General features: G+C 61.2%; 24 protein-coding genes, 1 tRNA gene and 1 pseudogene. 10 read left to right on the top strand and 16 right to left on the bottom strand.

The annotated features are described in order from the left end of the window. Positions 1-75: 75 nt before the first annotated feature. Both J2W46_RS20695 and J2W46_RS20690 read right to left on the bottom strand, forming a co-directional pair. Positions 76-210: an entericidin A/B family lipoprotein gene (locus tag J2W46_RS20695; protein WP_020065433.1), complete on the bottom strand. Its 135-nt coding sequence runs from the start codon at positions 208-210 to the stop codon at positions 76-78. 228 nt (positions 211-438) lie between these two features. Next, positions 439-1,980 carry a sensor histidine kinase gene (locus J2W46_RS20690; RefSeq protein ID WP_310355784.1) on the bottom strand — a complete coding sequence of 514 codons (1,542 nt, stop codon included), beginning with the start codon at positions 1,978-1,980 and terminating at the stop codon, positions 439-441. A 239-nt stretch (positions 1,981-2,219) separates the two neighbouring features. Between J2W46_RS20690 and J2W46_RS20685 the strand changes: the two genes are divergently transcribed. From J2W46_RS20685 to J2W46_RS20665, 5 genes are all read left to right on the top strand, one after another. Continuing rightward, positions 2,220-2,396 carry a DUF1328 domain-containing protein gene (locus J2W46_RS20685; RefSeq protein ID WP_020065435.1) on the top strand — a complete coding sequence of 59 codons (177 nt, stop codon included), beginning with the start codon at positions 2,220-2,222 and terminating at the stop codon, positions 2,394-2,396. 109 nt (positions 2,397-2,505) lie between these two features. Further along, complete coding sequence (locus tag J2W46_RS20680) at positions 2,506-2,667, top strand: DUF1328 domain-containing protein (protein WP_006052455.1); 162 nt, start codon at positions 2,506-2,508, stop codon at positions 2,665-2,667. Between the two features lie 82 nt (positions 2,668-2,749). Then, positions 2,750-3,322: a ferritin-like domain-containing protein gene (locus J2W46_RS20675; RefSeq protein ID WP_020065436.1), complete on the top strand. Its 573-nt coding sequence runs from the start codon at positions 2,750-2,752 to the stop codon at positions 3,320-3,322. A gap of 118 nt (positions 3,323-3,440) precedes the next feature. After that, positions 3,441-4,073 (top strand): response regulator, encoded by a 633-nt coding sequence (locus tag J2W46_RS20670; protein ID WP_013338705.1) that lies wholly within the window; start codon positions 3,441-3,443, stop codon positions 4,071-4,073. A gap of 20 nt (positions 4,074-4,093) precedes the next feature. Then, a complete protein-coding gene (locus J2W46_RS20665) occupies positions 4,094-4,522 on the top strand; it encodes a response regulator (RefSeq protein WP_027775480.1) in 429 nt (142 codons plus the stop codon). A gap of 13 nt (positions 4,523-4,535) precedes the next feature. On the opposite strand, the gene J2W46_RS20660 is transcribed toward J2W46_RS20665, so the two are convergent. Further along, positions 4,536-5,735: an MFS transporter gene (locus tag J2W46_RS20660; RefSeq protein ID WP_310355782.1), complete on the bottom strand. Its 1,200-nt coding sequence runs from the start codon at positions 5,733-5,735 to the stop codon at positions 4,536-4,538. Positions 5,736-5,920: 185 nt separating this feature from the next. Between J2W46_RS20660 and J2W46_RS20655 the strand changes: the two genes are divergently transcribed. Further along, positions 5,921-6,418: a DUF2569 domain-containing protein gene (locus J2W46_RS20655; protein ID WP_310355781.1), complete on the top strand. Its 498-nt coding sequence runs from the start codon at positions 5,921-5,923 to the stop codon at positions 6,416-6,418. Between the two features lie 22 nt (positions 6,419-6,440). On the opposite strand, the gene J2W46_RS20650 is transcribed toward J2W46_RS20655, so the two are convergent. The 7 genes from J2W46_RS20650 to J2W46_RS20620 are packed head-to-tail and all read right to left on the bottom strand — an operon-like array spanning position 6,441 to position 12,621. Beyond that, positions 6,441-7,268 carry a phosphodiesterase gene (locus J2W46_RS20650; RefSeq protein WP_310355780.1) on the bottom strand — a complete coding sequence of 276 codons (828 nt, stop codon included), beginning with the start codon at positions 7,266-7,268 and terminating at the stop codon, positions 6,441-6,443. A 44-nt stretch (positions 7,269-7,312) separates the two neighbouring features. Then, positions 7,313-8,401, bottom strand: a complete 1,089-nt coding sequence (locus tag J2W46_RS20645) for an ABC transporter ATP-binding protein (protein WP_310355779.1) — start codon at positions 8,399-8,401, stop codon at positions 7,313-7,315. Beyond that, positions 8,398-9,303, bottom strand: a complete 906-nt coding sequence (locus tag J2W46_RS20640; protein WP_310355777.1) for an ABC transporter permease — start codon at positions 9,301-9,303, stop codon at positions 8,398-8,400. Before J2W46_RS20640 ends, J2W46_RS20645 begins: the two co-directional genes overlap by 4 nt. 49 nt (positions 9,304-9,352) lie before the next feature. Next, positions 9,353-10,177, bottom strand: coding sequence for an ABC transporter permease (locus tag J2W46_RS20635; protein ID WP_020065443.1), 825 nt, complete (start codon positions 10,175-10,177; stop codon positions 9,353-9,355). Further along, positions 10,174-11,253 (bottom strand): ABC transporter substrate-binding protein, encoded by a 1,080-nt coding sequence (locus J2W46_RS20630; RefSeq protein WP_288823559.1) that lies wholly within the window; start codon positions 11,251-11,253, stop codon positions 10,174-10,176. The genes J2W46_RS20635 and J2W46_RS20630 overlap by 4 nt, the downstream gene beginning before the upstream one ends. Before the next feature lie 47 nt (positions 11,254-11,300). Continuing rightward, the gene (locus J2W46_RS20625) at positions 11,301-12,368 is read right to left on the bottom strand and encodes a LacI family DNA-binding transcriptional regulator (protein WP_131316737.1); all 1,068 of its coding nucleotides are present in this window, start codon (positions 12,366-12,368) and stop codon (positions 11,301-11,303) included. A 25-nt stretch (positions 12,369-12,393) separates the two neighbouring features. Then, positions 12,394-12,621: a hypothetical protein gene (locus J2W46_RS20620; RefSeq protein WP_310355775.1), complete on the bottom strand. Its 228-nt coding sequence runs from the start codon at positions 12,619-12,621 to the stop codon at positions 12,394-12,396. On the opposite strand from J2W46_RS20620, the gene J2W46_RS20615 reads away from it, so the two are divergent. Further along, positions 12,596-12,680: transfer RNA gene (locus tag J2W46_RS20615), tRNA-Leu, on the top strand. The genes J2W46_RS20620 and J2W46_RS20615 overlap by 26 nt on opposite strands. A 68-nt stretch (positions 12,681-12,748) precedes the next feature. On the opposite strand, the pseudogene J2W46_RS20610 reads toward J2W46_RS20615, so the two are convergent. The 6 genes and pseudogenes from J2W46_RS20610 to J2W46_RS20585 all read right to left on the bottom strand — a co-directional run. Further along, positions 12,749-12,943 (bottom strand): annotated as a pseudogene (locus J2W46_RS20610) (tyrosine-type recombinase/integrase); the annotation flags it as partial. Positions 12,944-13,089: 146 nt separating this feature from the next. Continuing rightward, positions 13,090-13,293 carry an XRE family transcriptional regulator gene (locus J2W46_RS20605; RefSeq protein ID WP_310355774.1) on the bottom strand — a complete coding sequence of 68 codons (204 nt, stop codon included), beginning with the start codon at positions 13,291-13,293 and terminating at the stop codon, positions 13,090-13,092. Between the two features lie 310 nt (positions 13,294-13,603). Continuing rightward, the gene (locus tag J2W46_RS20600) at positions 13,604-13,807 is read right to left on the bottom strand and encodes a hypothetical protein (protein WP_310355773.1); all 204 of its coding nucleotides are present in this window, start codon (positions 13,805-13,807) and stop codon (positions 13,604-13,606) included. Between the two features lie 1,631 nt (positions 13,808-15,438). Further along, positions 15,439-16,389 carry a lysozyme inhibitor LprI family protein gene (locus J2W46_RS20595; RefSeq protein ID WP_374726853.1) on the bottom strand — a complete coding sequence of 317 codons (951 nt, stop codon included), beginning with the start codon at positions 16,387-16,389 and terminating at the stop codon, positions 15,439-15,441. 486 nt (positions 16,390-16,875) lie between these two features. Then, positions 16,876-17,154 carry a hypothetical protein gene (locus tag J2W46_RS20590; RefSeq protein ID WP_088174787.1) on the bottom strand — a complete coding sequence of 93 codons (279 nt, stop codon included), beginning with the start codon at positions 17,152-17,154 and terminating at the stop codon, positions 16,876-16,878. Between the two features lie 267 nt (positions 17,155-17,421). Continuing rightward, on the bottom strand, positions 17,422-18,492 hold the full coding sequence (locus J2W46_RS20585; RefSeq protein WP_310355770.1) for a phytanoyl-CoA dioxygenase family protein: 1,071 nt from the start codon (positions 18,490-18,492) through the stop codon (positions 17,422-17,424). Between the two features lie 804 nt (positions 18,493-19,296). Between J2W46_RS20585 and J2W46_RS20580 the strand changes: the two genes are divergently transcribed. The 3 genes from J2W46_RS20580 to J2W46_RS20570 all read left to right on the top strand — a co-directional run bounded on the left by J2W46_RS20580 (position 19,297) and on the right by J2W46_RS20570 (position 22,881). Further along, on the top strand, positions 19,297-20,808 hold the full coding sequence (locus J2W46_RS20580; RefSeq protein WP_310355767.1) for a sugar ABC transporter ATP-binding protein: 1,512 nt from the start codon (positions 19,297-19,299) through the stop codon (positions 20,806-20,808). A gap of 16 nt (positions 20,809-20,824) precedes the next feature. Further along, positions 20,825-21,850, top strand: coding sequence for an ABC transporter permease (locus J2W46_RS20575; protein WP_087752586.1), 1,026 nt, complete (start codon positions 20,825-20,827; stop codon positions 21,848-21,850). 89 nt (positions 21,851-21,939) lie between these two features. After that, positions 21,940-22,881, top strand: coding sequence for an ABC transporter substrate-binding protein (locus J2W46_RS20570; RefSeq protein WP_087752585.1), 942 nt, complete (start codon positions 21,940-21,942; stop codon positions 22,879-22,881). Positions 22,882-22,892 lie beyond the last annotated feature (11 nt).

Genomic DNA, 22,892 nt, shown 5'->3' with positions numbered 1-22,892 from the left:
GTTTCCCGCAGCGGGTTTCATTCAAACGCAGCGGCTATGCGCCGCGACGGCGCTGGCCGCTCGACGTAGAACGACTTACTTCGCCTTTTCAGCGGAGTTGGTAAGGGCGTCGCCGCCCTTCGAGATGTCCTGGCCGGCACCTGCCATGGTGTTGCAGCCGGCGAGCGCGGCCGTGCCTGCGATGAGAAGCAAAGCGATCAGTCGATTCATGAAAGTTCTCCTTGTCGAGAAGGTATCGGTAGACGTGTCCCGCTAGCGGCTGTGCTAGCTGCCGACCGTGGCTTGCGCCAGTCGATCCGGTCTGATTGCATGGTAAAAAAAGGGTGCGTGCCGCGCTGTCGGCTACGCTGCGATTTTGTTGTAGGCGTGCTCTGGTGTTGGCGTCGGCGCACTCCTACAAATACGAGCAGCAGCGGATTCAAGCGCGGCGCAACGCGGCTACACCGAAGTGCGCGCGGGGAACGGCAACGGGTCGCTGCCCGGCTGCGCCGACGTGCTGACGCTCGGCATCACGACATGGATGTCGGTGCCCCTCGGCACGCCGCGTCTGATGTCGAACTGCCCGCCATGCGCGGCGACCCGCTGGCGCATGCCGAGCAGTCCATGGGTATGCGTGCGTGTCAGATCGGCTGGCATGATGCCTACGCCATTGTCGGCGATATCGAGCGTGACCCGGCCGTCGCCGACCTGCAAGCCGATCGACACCTGCGACGCTCGCGCGTACTTCGCCGCGTTCGTCAACGATTCCTGCGCGACGCGAAAGAGCGCGATTTCCGTTTGCTCGTCGAGCTGGATATCGTCGGCGGGAAGCTGCAGGTTCAGCGTCCAGTTATTGCGTTGCGCGGCTTCGTCGGCGAGTGTGCGCAGTGCGGTCACAAGACCGAAATTCGCCAGCACGGTAGGCCGCATGTCTTCGATAATGCGGCGCTTGAGCGCAATGCCCTGGTCCAGATTGGCGAGCGCGCGCTTCAACTTCTCGGAGATGTCGGGGTCGCTCTCTTTCAGTTTGCGGTTTGCCCACGCCACGTCCATTTTGCTCGCGGTCAGAATCGCGCCGAGTTCGTCGTGCAGCTCGCGGGCGAGTTGCGTCTTCTCGTTTTCGCTGACGGCCTGCAAATGCCAGCCGAGTGCCTCGAGTTGACGCGTGCGTTCGTTCACGAGTTGATCGAGCTCGCCTTGTTGTGTGATCAATTGACGCTGAACGCGCGCCTGCCGGTCGATCTGAATGCCCAGATTGCGGAAGAGCAGAATGAACAACACGATATTGAGCGCCGACAGGCCAGCCGCGCATAACGTCGAAATGCGCTGATCGGCACGGCTCGCGGCGAGTGCGTGCTGCGCGCGCCGTTCTTCGTTGTCGCGCAGGAGGCTCAGTGTGCTGTCGACGAGCGCCGCATCTACCGCGTTGGCATGGCTCGCGTTGCCGCATGCGCTCAGATCGAGCGGACGAGGCGCCGCGCGTTGCAAGGCGGCGGCGCCGGCGCCGATTCGCGCGTCGATCAGCGCGCGGATTTGCGTGAAGCTCGCGAGCTCCGCGCTATCGGCTTTGGGACTGCGGTAAAAACGCTCCAGCAGCTGTTCGCTGTCGCGAATGCTGACGGCGGTTGCGCAAAAATCGTGCGCTGCGGCGTCACGCTTCGTCAGAAGAAAATCGCTTTGCTGCGCGCTCAGACGCGATAGCTGACTCGCGAGCGCGCTGAGTTGCACGGTGACGTCGCGGGCTTCGAGCGCTGTCTCGTACTCGGCGGCGATGCGCTCGCGCGCGGTTTCGAGAATCACCAGGCCGCCGACGGTGATCACAATCGCCACGGTCATCGCGATCGCCCAGCTGCGGTTGCGCATCCAGTTGCTCAGGCGGGCTGCGGCTCCGGGTTGCGGCGCCTGGGTTTGCGAGCCGGTTCGGGCTTCCTGTTGCGCTTCGTTCTGCACTTTATTGTGCACTTCATTATGCACATCAGCGGCGTTCTGCACGTTTGACACGTTCTACTCCTTGGACACGCATCAGTGTAGCGTCCGCTGCAGTCGCCGCGGGTGCGCGCCCGCGCGCTGGCGCGCACATTGTGCGTGGCGAATCTGCGTCCGGGCCGCTTCGCGTAAAGCGGCCGTAATCCAATGTAAGCGGATTCTCACACGAAAACCGGAGTGCGTCGGAATGCGCCCGGCGATACAGCTGGATACGATGGACCCTGATCCCATTCACTGTTCTGGAGGAAGCCATCATGCTGAAGTGGGCGTTGTTTTTCGCCGTCATCGCGGTGATCGCCGGCCTTCTTGGGTTCACCGGCGTGGCTGCGGGCGCGGCGGCAATCGCGAAGTTCCTGTTTGTCGTGTTCCTGATTCTGTGCGTGGTGTTCCTCGTGCTCGGCTTCGTGGTGACGAAAAAAATCGTCGATTAGCGCCGCTTTGCCTCGTCGAGGCGCCTGAAACTGGGCGCTTAAGCAAAGCGGCACGCGCAACCTGAGCGCACGGAAATCCCCGCGGATACTAACAAGAAGGAGAGTCGCCATGCTTCACTATGCCATCGTGTTCTTCGTCATCGCCATCATTGCTGCGGTGTTCGGTTTCACCGGAATCGCGGCGGGCGCGGCCGAGATCGCGAAGATACTGTTCTATATTTTCCTCGTCGTGTTCGTGGTCACGCTGCTGCTCGGTGTCTTCCGAACATAGACCTGAACATGATTCTATCGGCGCATCGCGCGGGCACCTTGCGTGATGCAGCCACCCCCAATACGGATAAAGGAGAGATTCAATGGCGAACACACCTGGCGCCCAAGGCGCGGCATCGCAGTCGAGCGATCCGTTCGTGATGGACATTCAGAAGATCCGCGACGACGCCCGCAAGCACATGTCGGATGGCCCGGTCACGCAAACTTACGGCGCTGATCGCGACACGGTGCTCAAGCTCCTCAACGACGCGCTGGCTACCGAAATCGTCTGCACGTTGCGCTACAAGCGCCATCATTTCATGGCGAAGGGCATCAACTCGGAAGCGGTAGCCGCCGAATTCGCGGAGCACGCGGCCGAAGAGCAGGAACATGCCGACCGTATCGCCGAGCGCATCGTGCAGCTTGGCGGCGAGCCGGACTTCGCGCCGGACGGGCTGAAGACGCGCGCGCATTCCGAGTACAAGGAAGGCGAGAACCTGACGGACATGATTCGCGAGAACCTGGTGGCCGAGCGCATCGCTATCGACACCTATCGCGAGATCATCCGCTATCTCGGCGAGAAGGACGTGACGACGCGGCGTATGTTCGAAGAAATTCTCGCAGTCGAGGAAGAGCATGCCGACGATATGGCCGACCTGCTCGAAGGGCGCGAGTGATTGCGCCTGGCATGGCGAGCTTGCGGCCGGCGGTTCCGGCCGCGATAACGCCGAAGTACGGCGCGACGTCATTACAATGTCTGCTTTGGAGCGATTCCATCGTACGGACACCAAGCCGATGATTCGAGTGTTGATAGCTGACGACCACGCGATCGTCCGAGGGGGTTTCAGACAGTTCGTCGCCGACGAGCCGGACATGTGCGTCGCGGCGGAAGCGGCCACCGGCGACGAAACCATCAGCCTCGTGCGCGAACAGGCATTTGACGTCGTGCTGCTCGACATTGCGATGCCGGACAAGAACGGTATCGACACCTTGCGCGTCATCAAGCAGGTGCGCCCGGAGCAGGGCGTGCTGATCCTCTCGGGCTACCCGGAGAGCCAGTACGCGATCAACCTGCTGCGCGCGGGCGCGAACGGTTATCTGAACAAGGACTGCGAACCCGACGAGATCGTGCGCGCGATTCGTGCGGTAGCGCGAGGGCATCGTTATTTATCCGAGGCGGTGGCCGACACGCTTGCCGACAATCTCGACAAACCGGCAGCGGCGCGGCCGCACGAAGCGCTGTCCGAGCGCGAGTTTCAGATTTTCTGCAAGCTCGCGGCGGGGCAGATTCCCACGCAGATTGCCGAGGAACTGCATTTGTCCGTGAAAACGGTCAGCACGTATAGGGCTCGCGTGCTCGAGAAAATGCGCCTGGCGAACAATGCCGATCTGACTTATTACGCGATCAAGAACGGCTTGATCGAATAATGGACGATCGAGAAATCCCGATGAACAGCGAATCGAACACCGTTGCCGAGTCAGCCAGCCGCGCACCGTTGCGCGTGCTGCTTATCGAGGATTCGCCGCTGATCCGCCGCAGTCTGGTGGAGGCGATCGACGCGTCGGGTTCGCTGCGCGTGGCGGCTTACGCCGATTCGGCCGACGAAGCCATCGCGCTCCTGAGCGACGACGCGTTCGACGCGGTGATTGTCGATCTGCAATTGAAGCAGGGATCGGGCGTACCCGTCTTGGCCTATTTGCAGCGCGAAGGTTTGATCGACTCCGTGTTTGCCGCGGTGCTGACCAATCATGCATTGCCGGCTTATCGCGAGCGCTGCGAACAATATGGCGTGCGCCACTTCTACGACAAGTCTTTCGAATTCGATCGCGTGATCGATGCGCTGCACGAGTACGCATTCGCACGAAGCAACGGCTAGGCGTTCGCCGCAATCAACCTTTGGCAGTACGAGCCTGCAGCGCCAGATGATTCCACGCGGCGAGGCCCGCGAACAACAGACCCGCGACGCTCACACCCACCCATCCGAAGACCGGCCACACCGCTGCGCCGACGCCTGAGCCGATCGCTCCGCCGATGAAATACGCAACCATGTACACGGTATTCACGCGGCTGCGCGCGTCTGGCTTGAGCGCGTAAATGCGCGACTGATTCGAAATCTGCGCGGCCTGCACGCCGACGTCGAGCACGATCACGCCGATCACGAGTCCCACGATGCTCTTCGCGGATGCGCCGAACACGACGAAAGAGATCGCCACCAGCACGATGGACAGCGTGATGATCGCGCGTGGTCCGCGGCGGTCCGCGAACTTGCCGGCAAGTGGCGCAGCGAGCGCGCCCGCCGCGCCGACGATGCCGAACAGTCCCGCAGCCTGTGGTCCGAGATGGAACGGCGCGCCCGCCAGCAACAGCGCAAGCACCGACCAGAAGATACTGAAACCGGCGAATAGCGCGGCGCCCGTCAGCGAAGCCTCGCGCAACGCGCGATGCTCGACGAGCAGATGCCACATCGACATGAGCAGCTTGCCGTAGGTCAGCGTCGAGGTCGGCTTGCTTTTTGGCAGACGCAGGATGATGACCACGGCAAGCACGAGCAATGCGACCACGGAAGCGGCGAATACCGCACGCCAGCCGAGGTATTGCGCAACGAGGCCTGCAGCTGTCCGCGCCAGCAGGATGCCGAGCAGCAGACCGCTCATCACCGTGCCGACCGCATGGCCGCGCTCCGACGGCGGCGCGAGTTCGGCGGCGAACGGCACCGCCTGTTGGGCGATGGTAGCGAGCACACCGATCGCGAGGCTCGCTACGATCAGCACCGACAGCGTCGGCGCGGCGGCCGCGACGACAAGCGCGACGCACATGCCCGCAGTCTGCAGCAGGATCAACGCCCGCCGGTCGAAGCGGTCGCCCAGCGGCGCGAGCAACAACATGCCTGCCGCGTAGCCGAGCTGCGTAATGGCCGGCACCGCGCCGACCCATGACGCGCTCGCCGGAAACGACTGCCTGAAGTTGTCGAGCAGCGGCTGGTTGTAATAGATGTTGGCGACCGAGATGCCGGCAATGGTCGCGAGCAGAAGCAGCAGGCCGCGCAGCGACCGGTCGGAGGCGGGTGTGGACGGGTTGGAAGTGGACATGAGAGATGCGGTGGGCGGACCGGCCCATGCACGGTCCTCAAGCGTGCCGATCATACCGGAGCGAACCGGATTGTGCTGACTCGCCGCCACGCGTGCGCCATGTGCGCCCGTGACAAAAATGCGAAGTTTGCCGGGCCCGGATTCGTAGAATCGGCGCGCTATCTCAGCCAACTCCGTACGATCTCATGAAAGAGCCCACGACACGCTCAACTCAACGGCAGTCGCCACGCATTGGCGGAGGCCTGTTTATCGCGCTGATCTGTTTCGCGGCGTGGGCGCTCGCTACTGCAATCGCAATGCGCGACCCACTGGAAATGATGCTCGAATGGGAACTGCTTGCGGTATTCGCGCGCGCCGGAACGCATGGCTGGTATCGCACGGTGATCTTAATGGGCGGCGCGAATGTGATGACCGGCGCGTTCATCGTGGCGGGCGCAGGGTGGTTGACGCTCCTTGCCGCGCGCAGATCGGCGCGTTTTAACGTGCACGTGCAGGCGTGGCTCGGTGCGATTCTGGTACTGCGCACGGGCGCCTATCTGGTGAGCGATTACATGACGCATGCGATCGGGATCGCCATTGCGATTCCGTTCGACGGCCTGATGCAGGCGATCGTCGCGGCCGCGCTCGGAATACCGTACTCCAGCGTATCGCGGCGCGCGCGTCGAACATTCGTCAACCGCTGACCCGCACAGAACGAACGCATGTTCAGTCGATCAGCGTGCCTTCTGGCTCGTAGAACGGATAGGGACCGTCCGCGGCATCGACATACGCGTGGTGCGTAACCAGGCCTGTTGCCGGATCGTAGCGATGCAGCGCATACGCGGGCGGTTCCATCATGAACGCCGACGGCGCGTCGTCGCGAAGATCGAGCGCGACCTGATGCGCGGGCGCCGGTACCGCGGATGCAATCGTGCCGCCAAAACGCACGAACATCGGACGATGCACGTGCCCGCAGATCACGCGCTCCACGTTTGGATAACGCGCGATCAGTGCAGCCAGTCTGGCTGACGCAGAAGGATCGAGCCGCAGCTCGTCCATATGTCCGATGCCGCAAGCAAACGGCGGATGATGCAGCGCGACGATTGTTGGCTTGCCGCTCGCCGCGTCGAGTTGCGTCTCGAGCCACGCGAGCCGCGCGTCGCACAGCGTACCGGCGCTTTCGCCCGGCTCCAGCGAATCGAGAGCGATCACGCGCAATGCGCCGACATCGAATGCGTACTGGACGAATTCGCCGCCGCTGTGCAGTTCCGCACGGTCGGGAAAGGCGGCGCGCAACGCGGTCCGGTCGTCGTGATTGCCGACCAGCAGAAAGTAGGGCAATTCAAGCGGCGCGAGCAGCGTCTTCAGGTGTTCGTACTGTTGCGGATCGCCCTGATCGACTAGGTCGCCGGTGATGATCACGGCGTCAGGACGGGGAACGAGTGCGTTCAGCGCAGCGACGCAACGCGCGAGATACGCGGCGGTGTCGACGCGGCGATAGGCGAGCCCGCCGGGCCGCTTGATATGCAGGTCGCTAATTTGAGCCAGCAGCATGGGATAGTCCTTGTTTGAGCGCGCTCCAAAGCAGCGCCGCGTTATTACGATAGCGCAATCAGCGCGTCCTGCACGATCGAGATGCCGACCGGCGTGCCGCGGGCGAGTTCGACGCGGCCCGCGACGTCGACGAGCAACGCATCCGGTGCGGCGCCGCAGATCGTCAGGCGCGTGCGCTCACCGAGAAACGCGCTTGTTTCGACGTGGCCTCGCAGTTGCGCGTGTGCGGGATCGGCGAGAAACGCATCTTCGGGGCGGAAAAAGATCTCGTGCGCCGAGCGTGCCGGTGCCGCGATTTGCGTGGGTGTCGAAGGCAGCGGCACGGCACCGCCCGTCGTCGTCAACATGTCGCCGCGGCGTTCGCCGGCGACACGGTTGATCGTGCCGACGAACTGCGCGACGGTGCGATTTGCAGGTCGGTAGTAGATGTCGCGCGGGGAGCCGATCTGCTCGATACGCCCGGCGCTCATCACGACGATGCGGTCGCCCAGTTCCATCGCTTCGGCCTGGTCGTGCGTCACATACACGGTCGTAATGCCCAGTTTGCGCAGCAGCGTGTTCATCTCGCTGCGCAGTGCGTCGCGCAAACGGGCGTCGAGTGCCGTGAGCGGTTCGTCGAGCAGCAGCACGCGCGGCTGCACGGCAAGCGCGCGTGCCAGCGCCACGCGTTGACGCTGTCCGCCGGAGAGCTGGTCGATCGGCTTATCGGCATGCGCGGTGAGGCGCATCATGTCGAGCAATTCGTCGATGCGCTGCCGCGCTGTCGCCGCAGGCATACGTTTGATTTTCAATCCGTAACCGATGTTGCCGCGCACGGTCAGGTTAGGAAACAGCGCGTAGCTCTGAAACACCATGCCCACCTGACGTTTTTCGATGGGCAGGGCGGTGACGTCGTCGTCGCCGAATGCGATGCGGCCGCCGGCGTCGGGCGTTTCGAGTCCTGCGATCATGCGCAGCGTCGTGGTCTTGCCGCAGCCGGACGGACCGAGCAGCACGAGCGTCTCACCGGCTTCGATATGAAGATCGACCGGTTCGAGTACACGTGTGCCGCGAAAGGTTTTCGCGCATTGCGTCAACGTGATGGGAACCGAGCCGGCAACAGAAGCGGACACAGCGGTAGAGGCGAGTTTCATGATGTCGTGACGGAATTCGAAGCAGAAGCGGCGATGCGTTTTTTCGCCGCGTTGCGCTGGCCGGTCGCATCGACGCCGAGCCATTGCATTGCGACGAGGAGCGGCATCGTCATGATGAAAAAGAGAATCGTGTACGCGCTGCCTATTTCGATGCGCATCGACGCGTATGTGTCGGCGAGACCGACCGGCAGCGTTTTCGTGTCGGGCGTGTGCAACATCCACGTCAGGTTGAATTCGCCAATGGAAAGCGTCAGCACGGCGAGCGCGCCCGCCACGATGCCCGGCCTCGCGTTCGGCAAAACGATGGTCACGAAGCGCTGCATGAAACTCGCGCCGAGACTTGCCGCGCCTTCTTCGAGCGTGCGCAGGTCGCTGCTCGCGCACACTGCGGCAACCGCGCGCACCATGAACGGCAGCGTGAACACCACATGTCCGACCACGATAAACGCCACGCTCATGCGGAACATCGTGAAGCCGCCGTACACCACGAGGAGCGCGAGAGCCGATGCAAGACCCGGCAATGCGATCGGCAGCACCAGAAATTCCTCGACGATGCGCGAAAGCCGCGTCTTGCTGCGCGCGAGCACGTAGCCTGCGGGAACGCCGGTCAGCAGCGTGATAAGCAACGTGATCGCTGCCACTTCGAGAGACAGGAACACCGAGCCGTGATATTGCGTCCACACTTCGGCGAGCCAGCGCAGCGTGAAGCCGCTCGAGACACCCTTGAAATAGTTGACGGTCACGCCGGCGACGATCGACATGACAACCGGCACGATCAGGAACGCGCATAGCAGCAGCGTGACGAGCCATTGGCCCGCCGTGAGCCACGCTCTTGCATCGGGCAGACGGAGCCGCGTACGTGGCTTTGCCTCGGACGGCAAAGAGGAAGTAATGGAATTCATCGAGAGGTTCTGCTTCAGGTTGGGTTCGCGCTGTATCGAATGACGCCGCTCATGCGCTCGCCGCCACGGCTGAGCCGCTCACGCTGCGCGCCAATGCAAGCACCGCCCACGTGACGATGCCGAGCACGATCGAAAGTCCGGCCGCCGTCATCATGTTCGCGTTGAGCGTGAATTCGGTGTAGATGGTCATCGGCAATACGTCGATGTCGGTTGCGAGCGTGAATGCCGTGCCGAACGCGCCCATCGCGGTCGCGAAGCACACCGCGCCCGCCGCGATCAGGCCGGGCGACAGCGCGGGCAACACGATGTCGCGCGTAATGCGCCACGGCGACGCGCCGAGCGAACGCGCGGCTTCTTCGAGCGATGCATCGAGCTTGGTTGCCGACGCCATCACCGTGACGATCACGCGCGGAATCGAGAAGTACAGGTAGCCGAGAAAGAGGCCGCTCATCGAGTAGGCGAACACCCAGCGGTCGCCGGTGAGCTTGAGCGACAGCGCTCCGATCAACCCCTGGCGTCCCGCGAGCATGATGACCATGAAGCCGACCACTACGCCGGGAAACGCGAGCGGAAACGTCAGCAATGCGAGCAGCGTGCGCTTGAACGCGAACTCGCGACGCGCGAGCAGCAAACCGGCGATCACCGAGAGGACTAACGTGGCCGCCGTGACGGCCGCCGACAACACGATTGTCGCGCCGAGGCTCGACATGTAGCGCGGATTCGTCAGCATCGCGCGATAGGTGGCGAACGCGTGGCCGTCGCCGCTCAGTTGCGCGAGGGCGCCCATCGGCAACAGCCAGAACGCGATGAAGACCGCTAGCGCCGGCGCGATCAGTGCAATGCGCCAGCGCAGTGGGAACGTAATGTCGTTCAATGCATCACCTGCAGATAACGCTCGCCGAAGCTCGACTGCTTCTCGGCCATCTTGCCGAAGTCGACGGGTTTTGCGCGTGCGTAGTCGCTTGCCGGCAGGAATTTTGCGGCGGTCTGCGCGCTCATCGCATTCGCACGAACCGGGCGCAGATACGCATCGGCCCACAATTTCTGGCCTTCGTCGGAGAGCACGAAGTCGAGCACCTTCTTGCCGTTCGCTTCATGCGGCGCGCCCTTCACGAGACTCATCACGTACGGCACGGAGATCGTGCCTTCCTTCGGGATCACAAATTCGACGTTCGCGTGATCCTTGTATTTCGCCCGATAGGCGTCGAAATCGTAGTCGAGCAGAATTGGAATTTCGCCGGACATGACGCGCGCGTAGGCGGTCTGCTTCGGCACGATCGGCGCGTTGGCCTTGAGCTTGCGAAACCAGTCGAGGCCCGGTTCGAAGTTATCGAGCGTGCCGCCGAGCGCCTGATTCACCGCAACCGCGCCTGCATAGCCGACGAATGCGCTCGACGGATCGAGATAGCCGACCATGCCTTTGTACTCGGGCTTGAGCAGGTCTGCCCACGAGCGCGGCACGGGCTTGCCTTCGAGCGCGTCCTTGTTGACGAAGAAGCCGAGCGTGCCCGAGTGGATCGTGAACCAGTAGCCTTGCGGGTCTTTCATGTTGGCGGGGATGTCGTCCCAATGCGCGGGCTTATACGGCTCGACGACGCCCTTGTCTTTCGCCTGGAAAGCCGATGAGACGCCCAGATACACCACGTCCGCCACTGGGCTCTTTTGTTCCGCCATCAACTGCGCGATCGACTGGCCGGAGTTCTTGTTGTCGAACGGCACGCGAATGCCGGTTTTCTGCTGGATCGCCTTGATCTGACTTGCCCAGTCGGCCCATTCGGGCGGGCAGTTGTAGCAGATCGCGGTTTCATCGGCGTGGGCCGTTTGCGAGGTGACGGTGGCAAGCGCGGCGGTCACGAGCGTACCGGCGCACAGTGCGACGGCGGTGGATTGGGCGAGGCGGCGCATCAGCGGTGAGACTGCCGATGCAAGGCGTACGGAAGAGCGGATCACTGCGGTTCTCCTGGAATGGAAGAGAGCGGGTGGTTCAGGTGGATTGTTCAACGTTGGAGATGAAGACGCTGGCCGACATGCGTCGCGCCCGCGTCGTTGCGATTTGAAATTGCGGCGATCGTGGCGCCTTCGCGCAAGCTGTGCGGCAGCGTCAGTGCAAGCGGCGTTTCGCCGAGACCTTCGAAATTTGCGGTGACGCGTGTCAGCAGACGGCGCCACGCGGCACAGCCGATCTCACGGTTCGGCGCGCAGACGCTTGCGAGCGGCGGCGACAAAAGTTCGCCCATTGCGAGACCGTCGAAGCCGAGAATCGACATGTCGCGTGGAATCTGCAGACGCGCCCGGCGCAGGCCGCGCATCACGACCATTGCGAGCAGATCATTACTGCAGAAGAGGGCGCTCGGACGGTTCGGGCCGCTCGTCAGATGCGCGAGCACCGCCGGCGACAATTCGTCCGCGTTGAAGTCGACTTCGAGCGCGGGTGCAGGCGCGAGGCCGGCTTGCTGCATTGCTTGCGTGTAGCCGAGATGCCGCTGCCGCGCGCGGTCGGAGGCAGCGAGCGTGCCGGCGAGCATGAGGATGCGGCGATGGCCGTGCGCGATCAGCATGCGCACGCCTTCGTAGGCGGCGAGACGGTTGTCCACGGACACCGACGGACGCCGCACCGTGTCGTTGTGCATCAGCACATAGAGCAGGCCGTCACGGTCGAGTTCGTCGAGAAGGGGATGCGTGTCGGCGTCGGCGACCGTCAGGATCAGGCCTTCCACGCGATGCTCGCGCAGCGTTTCGATGGCGCGGCGTTCGCGTTCGGCGTCGTACTGGGTGGTCATCAACATGAGCCGGTAGCCTTGCGCGGCTGCGAGTTCGTCGATGCCTTGCAGGCACTCCGCGAACACAGGGTTGGCAAGCGTGGGCACGATCACGCCGATCAGGCGCGTGCGCTCGCCGCGCAGTTGACGGCCGAGCGGGCTGGGGCGGAAGTTGAGCGCGTCGATGGACTGGCGCACCTTGTCGAGCGTGACCGGATTGACGGTGTGCGGCGCGTTGATCGCGCGGGAGACCGTCGCGATCGAAAAGCCCGCGTGCGCAGCGACATCCTTGATTGTCGGGGTCATGATTTCCGCTCGGTTGTAAACGTTTTCAGGAGCGGATTATCGGAAAGGTTTGTGACTTGGCGATGACGTCGGTTTCGGTTGCGGATTGTTTGGTTTGAAGTCGAGCGGGGGCGGTGAAGTGCGGTGCGGGGGTGTTGGCGTTGCCGGTGCGATCGGCGGCGCTGCGCAGGTTTGGCCGGCCAGGCGGCCAATGGTAGAATGCGCGTCCACGCGTTTTGACCACCCTCGCCGGGGTGATGAAATTGGTAAACATAGCGGACTTAAAATCCGCCGCCTAACGGCTTGCCGGTTCAAGTCCGGTCCCCGGCACCATTCGCCCAGCGCGGGAAATGACGAAATCGCGCAACGCGTACCAACGAGGGGGTGTGGATTTTTCTGCCCTAAACCGGATTCTGCGGGTCCTTCCTCTTTTGCCCGATCCTACCCACTGCAGCAGCCAGTCTGTCAGTGACGAGGTGCGAGTACCGTTTGGTCGACACGACGGACTTGTGCCCTAGGACGCCGCCGACCGTGAACAGGTCGATTCCCGCGTTAATCATTTCCGACGCGGCGCCGTGCCGCAGATCATGGAATTTCGTGTTCGGATAGGGGCTTTAAGGGTAGCGTGACAGCCTCGCCCGGCTTGCCCACCTTCACGTATGCCGTCTTGGCTGCGTCTCGGCAACACATCAATCCAATTCGATCTCAGCACCTATTTTCCGCATCGTTGCCAGCACCTTCGCTAGTTCATCGGGAGACAGTGCAAGCCGAGCGGCTCCGAAAAAAGGATGTGTGGACTCATCTCGCGTGGCTCGACGCCACCCGTATATTTGCGCCATTGCTGGCTACCCGCGACGCCGAACAGCTCGGCCATCTGTTCGCCTGTGCGATCCAATCGGTTCTTGAGATCGTGGAAGTCGGACGCTTTCGGAGACGAACATTTCATAGAGAAAAGCCGCCTTTCGGCGGCCCTCGGATTTAGTTGAACAGAAACTTCGCGATTGTCATGATCGCGAGGATCAGGCCGCGCGCCATACTAAGGACATCCAGCGCACCTACAGTTTCAACTTCTGCGTTTCGGCCGTCAGCTTTGCAACCCATGCTGCGACTTTGACGACGTCCGAAGTCTTGTCCATTTTCGCTTCATCCTTCCGGGATCGGGCTCCGCGCTCGAACTGTGTGACATCATGAACGCGATCATTCGGCGGAAGGTGTAGCGACACTGCAATCTCGATGATGAGCCACCATCGTTGAGGCTACCCGACGATGCTTATCACCTCCTCGATCGTCATGTCGCCAAAGTACTCCACGAGCAGCGGAAACAATGCGGCGTCGTATGCAGCACAGTGCTTCTCCTTGAAGATGTCGAACTCCCCGTATCGCGCGACAACGCTGGCTTCGGCTGCAATGCTCGCCGACTCGAAGAATGCTTTTGCTTGGGTGATGATGTTGGGGTCCATGCGAAGACTAACGGCAGCGTCGATAAAAGCTTGAGGTCAAGTTGGATGCCGCCCTGTCGCAATGGGAAGGAACAACTCATCAGGAAAAATTCGCATAGTGGTCACGTGTCCTTCTTGATCCCCGAGAGCATCGACTCAAGCGTCGGCGCAATGTCGGCTGTGTAGTAAGTCAGCGGCGCTCCGGCAGGCGTGGAAACCGCACAGTTCATCATTGATCGGCTCCACTGTAGACGCGGTAAGAATCCAATTCTGGGTAACACGACCGCTGAGACCGAAGCGCCCGAGAAAGCAAAATGGCACCGCCGACATCGGCGCGAAGAACGCGCGCGGCTAAGCTCTCAAGGTGAGGACTACGTCGAACGCAGTCATCGAGAACATTCGGATCCATGGTCGATGGAAAAGGACGGGAAGAAGTACTGGGGCGATGCGATCAGCTCCAGGCACATGCGCAAGTGAAAGGAAGTGTTCAGGAACGTCGAGCGACGCAGCGAGTCTTTCCCGGTGGTTGAATACCTGAGGGAATTGGCTGATAAGAGCGCGGCTCCGTCTACAGTCCACAGGCAGAAGACGAGACGCGCTTTGCCTGCCGGGCAAGATCAAACCCGGTGCCGACAGGTCTCCACAAGCGCGCCGCGCGCTCGTTGTTCATCTCTAACCATCCTTAACAGTGCGCCATTTCGGTCCACCGTATTCTTGCTGGCTGAGAAATCGGGGGATCGCATGAAATATCCGTACGACTTAGTCGCAGGCATCTTGTGTCTCACCATGTCGTTTGTATGCCTGGGTGCGCTACTGCTTGGCTGGCCCAACTCATCGGCTAAGACGCCGCTTCTGGCTCAGAGATCGACGCGCCTGAACCCGTCGGGATCACCGCCCATTGCTCGATATACGCCGCGCATGAATTCCGCCCCGGTGGTCTCCCACTGTAGCGACCGGAAGGTAAGGTCCTCGGGATTCAACTTTCCCTGAGCGCGGCGCAGTGCGCGCACTGTCGCTGTAAGAATGAACCAGTTTCCTCGACGACTCTGTCAATCGCACGTCAACCCGTCGTTCGCCGCCCCCCCAATCCCAAACTGTGCACAAACCCCACCACGTAAGCACTGCACACACTGGGGAATGCCTGAGCTTGAGCCGCTCCCGCCGCGCGTCGTAGAATCGTCGCACATCGGGGTCGTTGCCCGGCTCGACCTGCATGGGGCAAGCAAGTGTGAGAGCGGGCGTTATGGTTCCCCTTTTATCGTGTCTATGTCACAGAGAGTCGACAGGCCCTGTGGAATCAGCGGCCCAGGAACACCTTGCTCGCCCCGGAAATCACGGACAAACCATGAGATTCGCCTCGCGGTCGGCTCAAGCGCTTTCGCTAGCTCCAGAAGCAGGTAGCACAAAGCAATAAAAGCAACGGCTCCAAACAAAAGCATGTCGCTGGCGGTGCAGCCTCCGCGATAGCAGTAGGAATGGTGATGCCGCCGCGAGCGAAGGCCGATAGGGGCAAGAGCACTGCAAAAGCTGCCAGCCATCGGTGCACTGTCTGACTCGCTGACCGTCCGCAAATCCAGCTCAGATCGTTCCGGCGGTTAGCGATTGTGATCGAGAGGGGCAGAGGGCCCCAGTCCAAGTCGCGACCCACTTGGTCACTGTGTGTTGATGTTGCCCGTCTGAGCAATTTTCGTCAGCGTGTCCTTCTGATACGCGTACCAGGAAACGAGGCAATCCTTGTCGCGGCAGTTCTTCTCTCGATAGTTCCATTGCTTTCGCGTGCGTTCTTTGAACGCATCAGGGTCTTGAGCAGCTGCTTTCGCTTGCTGATAGAGGGTTGCCAATTCTCGATCGGATGCCGCTAACTCCGGATCGTGGCAAATCAGATACTCAGGGATTGAGTGGGCCGCAGAGCAATCGAAGCTTGTCACCTGTACTTGGCCTTGTGACGTCGACGGGTTGGGGTCTTGTGATGCTACCGTGGCCGGCGCCACCGTCGGAGGATTTGCGGAGGAGGTTTGTGCCGCGGCCGGCACCGACGGCGTGACGATTGTCTGCCGTTCCGGAGCGCTCCCGAATGGGATGACCTGGCCGGCCATCGCGTCTTCCATCATGGCGCCAATTATGGACGTTTGAGGCACCGGTATCGTTTCGGTATTGAGGACCATACCATTCGACATGGTCTGCGTCTTCGCGAACTGGCAGGGAGCTGCGCAAGTTACCCGCGTTCCCAGCGAGCCCGAATCGTTCTCCGGAATGAAGACCGCATACGTGCCGTTGGCCCGACCCAGGTATCGCATCATGATGAGCGGCTTGGTTGCTTTACCGCTCTTGATGTCGTCCTCACTTAGCGCTCCTTGATATCCATATGACCCGTCCTGTTCGTACACGTAGTTGTGGGACGGTGGAGGAGGCGGAGGAGGCAGCGCCGGAACTTCGACGTTCACCCGCTGCACTGGTGTGATCGTTGAACGTTGGGCAGTTGGTGCTTCGTTGACCGTCGCAGCAGAGGATGGCACCGCGGAGGGCTGTGCCGACTCTTGAGTCGACGGTTTGCAAGCAGTTAAAGCCAGCGCCACAACGCCGACCGCTGCGAATACTTTCATCGTAGTTCCCCGGTATGCATTTATTCTCCCGCCCTTATCGAAAGCGGGTGGTGCAAAGCAAGCTGTTCGAAAATTTTCTCAGGTCGCGCTCGTCGTTCCCTCGAACGTACGAGGTTGTCACCGGCAATTGGTCCGGTCCCCGCTTACTTTATTTCGGCACGTCCAAGCAGAACTTTAATCGGATGAGGGAATGTATCGTCAGTCAAAGACCGATGCGCTTTGCCTGATCAGGATCGCCGCTCATCACTCGGCACAAGTCCGGCATGAACTCCGCGCTGACCGCGTCCCATTTGGAGGTTCCGAACGGTACGTCCTCTGGGTAAGGCAATGATTCCGAGTAAGACGAGTGTCCCGAGTGAATTGCATCTGCGGCCGCAGCGGTAATGACCACCACGGGCATAGGCGTCCGCACCGAGGATCAACTACGCTGCAAATGTCCACCGAAACTACGCTGATCGCATGATCATAGTGCTGTCCAGGACGGCATCAACTGGTCGTGCACGAGAACGTCAGCTCTGCCTCCTGGGGCGTCCATCCACGGACGCCGTGCGTCTGCATATCGACTTGATGCATCAGCTTGCCCTGCTGCCTACAGTATGCGTCCGCCCGTTGCAGGCTCGACGCCTTGACCTCGCCCCATGCGGTCATGCCGCCTCGGACCTGCGTGGTGACTGTGTAGCGGCCGTCGCCAGCCGGCGTGACGTCGGATATGGTGGTGCATGCGGCGAGCATGGTCAGTGCTGCCAGCGCTGTTTTCGTTTTCATTGTGATCCCGTTGCTTGCGGATTGTGCAGCTATGAGTTGACGCGTGCGCTGCTCGTCAACAATTTTGGTGGGTATTCCAACAGTTTCCAATGTCTGAGCGCGCGTCAGCAATGCGCGCTCACCAAATACAGTCATCGACGGAACCCGCTCGCCCTCGACGCCAGAGGGAACGTTCTTCCTTCCTCAGCCCCGATCACCGCGTATGCGGCATAGGAAGACAACGACCGGGGCATCCGCCACCGGCGTTCAATATGCATCGGCCACCGGTCATTCTGGCCTGAGTCGCCGTCCTTCGCGCCAACCGTGCAGGCGGTAGTGCAAGACTGGATCTTCTCCGGCCTCAAAGACGTCGGGATTAGCTAGCAGGTACTGCTGCGGGTCGAAGTCTGCAGGGATCACCGCTTTTTGTGCGCTGCAATTATTGAAAGACGAGTCTATGAAGCTCTCAGGAATATTGAAGCCGCTGTATTGGTGTTTCACCGGCTCGCCGGTGATCATGTCGTTCATTTTCGAAAAATAGATCGAGCCATAGAACGGGTCGGATCTGAACGGACGATAGTACGCGCAGCCTTCGAAGTAATAGTGTGTCACTTGCGACCAGCGAGTCTTTTCTTTGTTCTTGTGCTCAAGACCGCCATGCAACAAGTTGGATAGCCAGATGACGCTCTCGCCTTTTTTTGGTGTGAAGATGGCCGGCTTTGCTCCATGGGCTTCGATCAATGCGTCCCACATCGTCTCGTAGTCCATCTTGTTTGTTTCTGTGACTGGCTCTGTGGCGCAGTAGCCGATGTGTTCGTTCGTGTAGACGGGCCATTTGTGTGAGCCGGGATAGTACAGGAGCGGGCCGGCATCTTCACCAATGTCTTCGAGAGCCGTCCATACGCCGCACATGAAGCGCTCCGGCACTGAGCTGAAGTGAATCGAGTCAGAGTGGACATGCTGCTGCGTGCCGACAGGGAAATTCAGGGTTTGAAACGGCCACGCTTGCCGTCCGAAAAGCTTGGACAGCAAGTCGATCACCTTCGCGTTCGTGGCAATTCGACGAACGTTTTCGTCGGTCTTCCATGCATCAAGGACTCGCAGGCCGACTTTGGCGTCATACCATTTTTCCCGCCACGTGGCCCAATCGCACTGATCGTAAAGATTTGACTTGATGGCTGCTGCAATCGCGTCAAAGTCGTCGTCGGGAAACTTGATAATTGCGTAGCCGTCGCGATTCAAATCAGTGGCGACCCTAAGCGTTTCGGCGTCGACCGACGGGTCCGCAAAAATCTGCTTGAAAAACGGGCTCTCGACGCTGGGCACACCCGGGAGCAAGTTCGTGAATTTTCCTGTCATTCTCTTTTGTTACCTCTGTGGACATCGCGGGGCGCAAAAACGGGTCGGCGAATTTTACAGCAAAGGTAAACGCCCCAAGTCGCGCGACGGACATCCATCTGCAGCGGATGTAGGGAGAGGGATAGACGCGGAGGTAGCCAAGTTTTGAGCTGGTTTTTACTAGTCACTTTCTACGTCAGCAAGGTCGATGTGCTCGCAAAAAGTACCTTCGCCGACTCGATCGCGAGAAGGTTGATCAACTCCTCGCCTTTCTTTTGCCTTGGACGGCGCCGAAACCGGCCGCTAATCTTCGAAATAAGAATCCATTGCCGAGAGCAACGCATCAGCGGCCATGGGGCGAGCCTCATCGAGGGTATCGCTCCAGGTAATGGCCTCCGGAATATCCCGGAAGGTGAGCACGAATCCCCCTTCTTCGGAGCCGCCGTGCGCTTCCAAAGATGATGCGTGAGTCGTAACGTGGCTCCCGCTGCTTGCGATGTGGGTCCGCGGACGCCGTGGGTTTGCATGTCGACCTGATTCATCTGCTTTCCCTGCTGGTGGCGGTATCCGCCGCCGCCCCCACCCCAATCCCAAACTGTGCACAAACCCCACCACGTAAGCACTGCACACACTGGGGAATGCCTGAGCTTGAGCCGCTCCCGTCGCGCGTCGTAGAATCGTCGCACATCGGTTTGGGGGTCCAGCAATGTGCCTGGCTTCTCGTTGCGATTTCATTCGAATCAAACCCGGCCGCCCGGCGCTTTCGCGGCCCGTCTCCCGGGTTGATGCGGGCGTTTGCCGCTCGCTCGCCATCGGCTTCGCGCCATGACCCCGTTGATTTCCGTCAAAAAGCTCAGCAAGAGCTTTCCCGGCGTGCGGGCGCTTCACGACGTTCAGTTCGACCTGGTCGAGGGCGAAGTCCACGCGCTGATGGGCGAAAACGGTGCCGGCAAATCGACGCTGATGAAAATCCTCGCCGGCGTCTACACCCGCGATTCCGGCGAGATTCTCCTCGGTGGACAGCCGGTGGAGTTGCAGAGCCCGCGTGACGCGCAAGCCGCGGGCATCGGCATCATTCATCAGGAACTCCAACTGATGAATCACCTGACGGTCGCCCAGAACATCTTCATCGGCCGCGAGCCTCGCGGGCGGCTTGGCCTCTTTCTCGATGAAGACAAGCTCAACGCACAGGCGCGCGAAATCCTCTCGCGCATGCATGTGAATATCGACCCGCGCGCCATGGTCGGCAACCTCACGGTTGCGAGCCAGCAGATGGTCGAAATCGCCAAGGCTTTGTCGTTCGACTCGCGCGTGCTCATCATGGACGAGCCTACGTCGGCGCTCAACGACGCCGAAATCGCCGAGCTTTTTCGCATCATCCGTGAGTTGAAGCAGCGTGGCGTCGGCGTCGTCTATATCTCGCACAAGATGGACGAGCTCAAGCAGATCGCCGATCGCGTCACCGTACTGCGCGACGGAGAGTACGTGGCCACCGTCGCCGCCGCCGACACGAGCGTCGAGGCGATCATCGGCATGATGGTCGGGCGCACCTTGAACGATGTCGCGCCTGCCGGGCGCGCTGCGTCGCAAGGCGAGATCGCGCTCGAAGTCAGAAATCTCCACGCCGGCCCGCTCGTGCGGGACGTGAGTTTCACGCTGCGCAAGGGCGAGATATTAGGCTTTGCCGGCCTGATGGGCGCCGGGCGCACCGAGGTCGCGCGAGCCGTGTTCGGCGCCGATCCGGTCGAGTCCGGCGAGATCTTCGTGAAGGGCGCGAAGGCCTCGATCAGAACGCCGAGCGACGCCGTCGCGCATGGCATCGGCTATCTGTCGGAGGACCGTAAGCGTTTCGGGCTCGCCACCGGCATGGATGTGGAATCGAACATCGTCATGTCGAACCTGCGCAATTTCCTGTCGCTCAACTTTTTTCTGCGCCGCGCGCGGATGCGCCGCCGCGCGTCCCACTTCATCAATCTGCTCGCGATTCGCACGCCGTCCGCCGCGCAGCAAGTGCGGCTGCTGTCGGGCGGCAACCAGCAGAAGATCGTGATCGCGAAGTGGCTGGAGCGCGACTGCGACGTACTGTTCTTCGACGAACCGACGCGCGGCATCGACGTCGGCGCAAAGAGCGAAATCTACAAGCTGCTGCGCTCGCTCGCGGACGAGGGCAAGGCGATCGTGATGATTTCGTCGGAACTGCCGGAGATATTGCGCATGAGCGACCGTGTCGTCGTGATGTGCGAAGGCCGTATCACCGGCGAACTCCCGGCGGAGCAGGCGACCCAGGAGCGCATCATGCATCTGGCCACGCAGCGCCAAACACTGAAAGCGGCGTGAGCCGCGAGAGGACGCTATGACAATGCAACCCGATTCTTCCGCGCTGACCGGCCAGCGGCGCTTAACCGGCCTGAGAGCCCGCATCTTCTCGCCGACTGCTTTGCAGAAGCTGCTCGCCTTCGCAAGCCTGATCCTGTTGCTGGTGTTTTTCAGCTTCGCGTCGCCCGCTTTCATGCAGATGGACAACATCCTCGGCATTCTGCAGGCGACGGCGGTCAACGGAGTTCTCGCGATTGCCTCCACGTTCGTCATCATCACCGGCGGCATCGATCTGTCCGTCGGCACACTGATGACCTTCACCGCGGTCATTTGCGGCGTGTTTCTCACGTACTGGCATTTGCCGATGTGGCTCGGCGTGCTTGCCGCGATCGGCACGGGCGCGATCTGCGGCACCATTTCGGGCACGCTCACCGCGAAGATGAAAATACCGCCGTTCATCGCGACGCTCGGCATGATGCTGCTGCTCAAGGGGCTCTCGCTTGTCGTGTCGGCCGACAAGCCGATCTATTTCACCGACACCGAAAACTTCTACATGATTTCGCAGGACTCGTTGATCGGTTATCTGGTGCCGAGCCTGCCGATTCCCAACGCAGTGCTGATTCTGTTCTTTCTCGCAATCGTGAGTTCCGTCACGCTCAATCGCACGGCGCTTGGCCGCTACACGTTCGCGCTCGGCAGCAACGAAGAAGCGGTGCGGCTTTCGGGCGTGAACGTCGACAGGTGGAAGATCGCCATTTACGGCCTGGGCGGCGCAATTTGCGGTATTGCGGGGTTGCTGATCGCGTCGCGCCTGAATTCGGCACAGCCTGCGCTCGGCCAGGGTTACGAGCTCGAAGCGATTGCGGCCGTAGTGATCGGCGGGACCTCGCTTTCGGGCGGCTCGGGCACGATACTCGGCACCATCATCGGCGCATTCATCATGAGCGTGCTGACCAACGGCCTGCGCATCATGTCCGTTGCTCAGGAATGGCAGATCGTGGTGACTGGCCTCATCATCATTCTCGCGGTCTACGCGGACATCTTGCGACGCAGGAAGAGCTGACGCTCGCGACAATATCAACAACGGGAGGCGCCACAAGGCTTCCTGCACAGCTGAAGAAGAAGGGTCCACACCTCAGGAGGAGATATTTCATGTTGAATCGCAAACTATTCGGCGTCGTGATAGGCGTCGGCGCGCTCGTCGGCGGCGCGAATCTCGCACACGCGGACGAGGTCTACATTCCGCTCATTTCCAAGGGCTTCCAGCACCAGTTCTGGCAGGCGGTCAAGGCAGGCGCCGAACAGGGCGCGAAAGAACACAAGGTCAGAATCACCTTCGAAGGACCGGAGACGGAAGCCATGGTCGACAAGCAGATCGACATGCTGTCGGCCGCGCTCGCGAAAAAACCGCAGGCGCTCGGCATCGCCGCGCTCGACAGCAAGGCGGCCATTCCGCTGCTGCGAAGAGCGCAGGCCGCGAAGATTCCGGTCATTGCGTTCGACTCCGGCGTAGACAGCGACATTCCGCTCACGACCTGCTCGACCGACAATCTCGCGGCAGCCGCGCTCGCCGCCGACAAGATGGCCGAGGCGATCGGCAATGCAGGGGAAGTCGGCGTCATCGTGCACGACCAGACGAGTCGCACGGGCATCGACCGCCGCGACGGGTTCCTCAACGAAATGAAAAGCAAGCATCCGAACGTCAAGATCGTCTCGGTGCAGTACGGCGGCGGGGACCATTTGAAGTCGGCCGAAATCGCCAAGGCGATGATCCAGGCGAATCCGAACCTCAAGGGCATTTTCGGCGCGAATGAGGGTTCGGCGGAAGGCGCGGCTATCGGCGTCAAGGAATCGGGCAAGAAGCTCGTGCTGATCGGCTACGACTCCGGCAAGGAGCAAAAAGACGACATCAACTCCGGGTTGATGGCCGGCGCAATCACGCAGAACCCGATCGGGATCGGTAAATGCGTCGTCGATTCCGCAGTGAAAGCGCTCAAGGGCGAGAAGCTGCCGAAGAAAGTCGACACCGGCTTTTACTGGTACGACAAGAGCAACATGAACGATCCGAAGATCGCAGCAGTGCTCTACGATTGATTGATCGTCGC

Origin of the sequence: Paraburkholderia strydomiana (genome assembly GCF_031456815.1) — a bacterium.
Taxonomy (GTDB): domain Bacteria; phylum Pseudomonadota; class Gammaproteobacteria; order Burkholderiales; family Burkholderiaceae; genus Paraburkholderia; species Paraburkholderia caledonica.
This window is presented reverse-complemented; position numbering and strand designations above follow the sequence as displayed.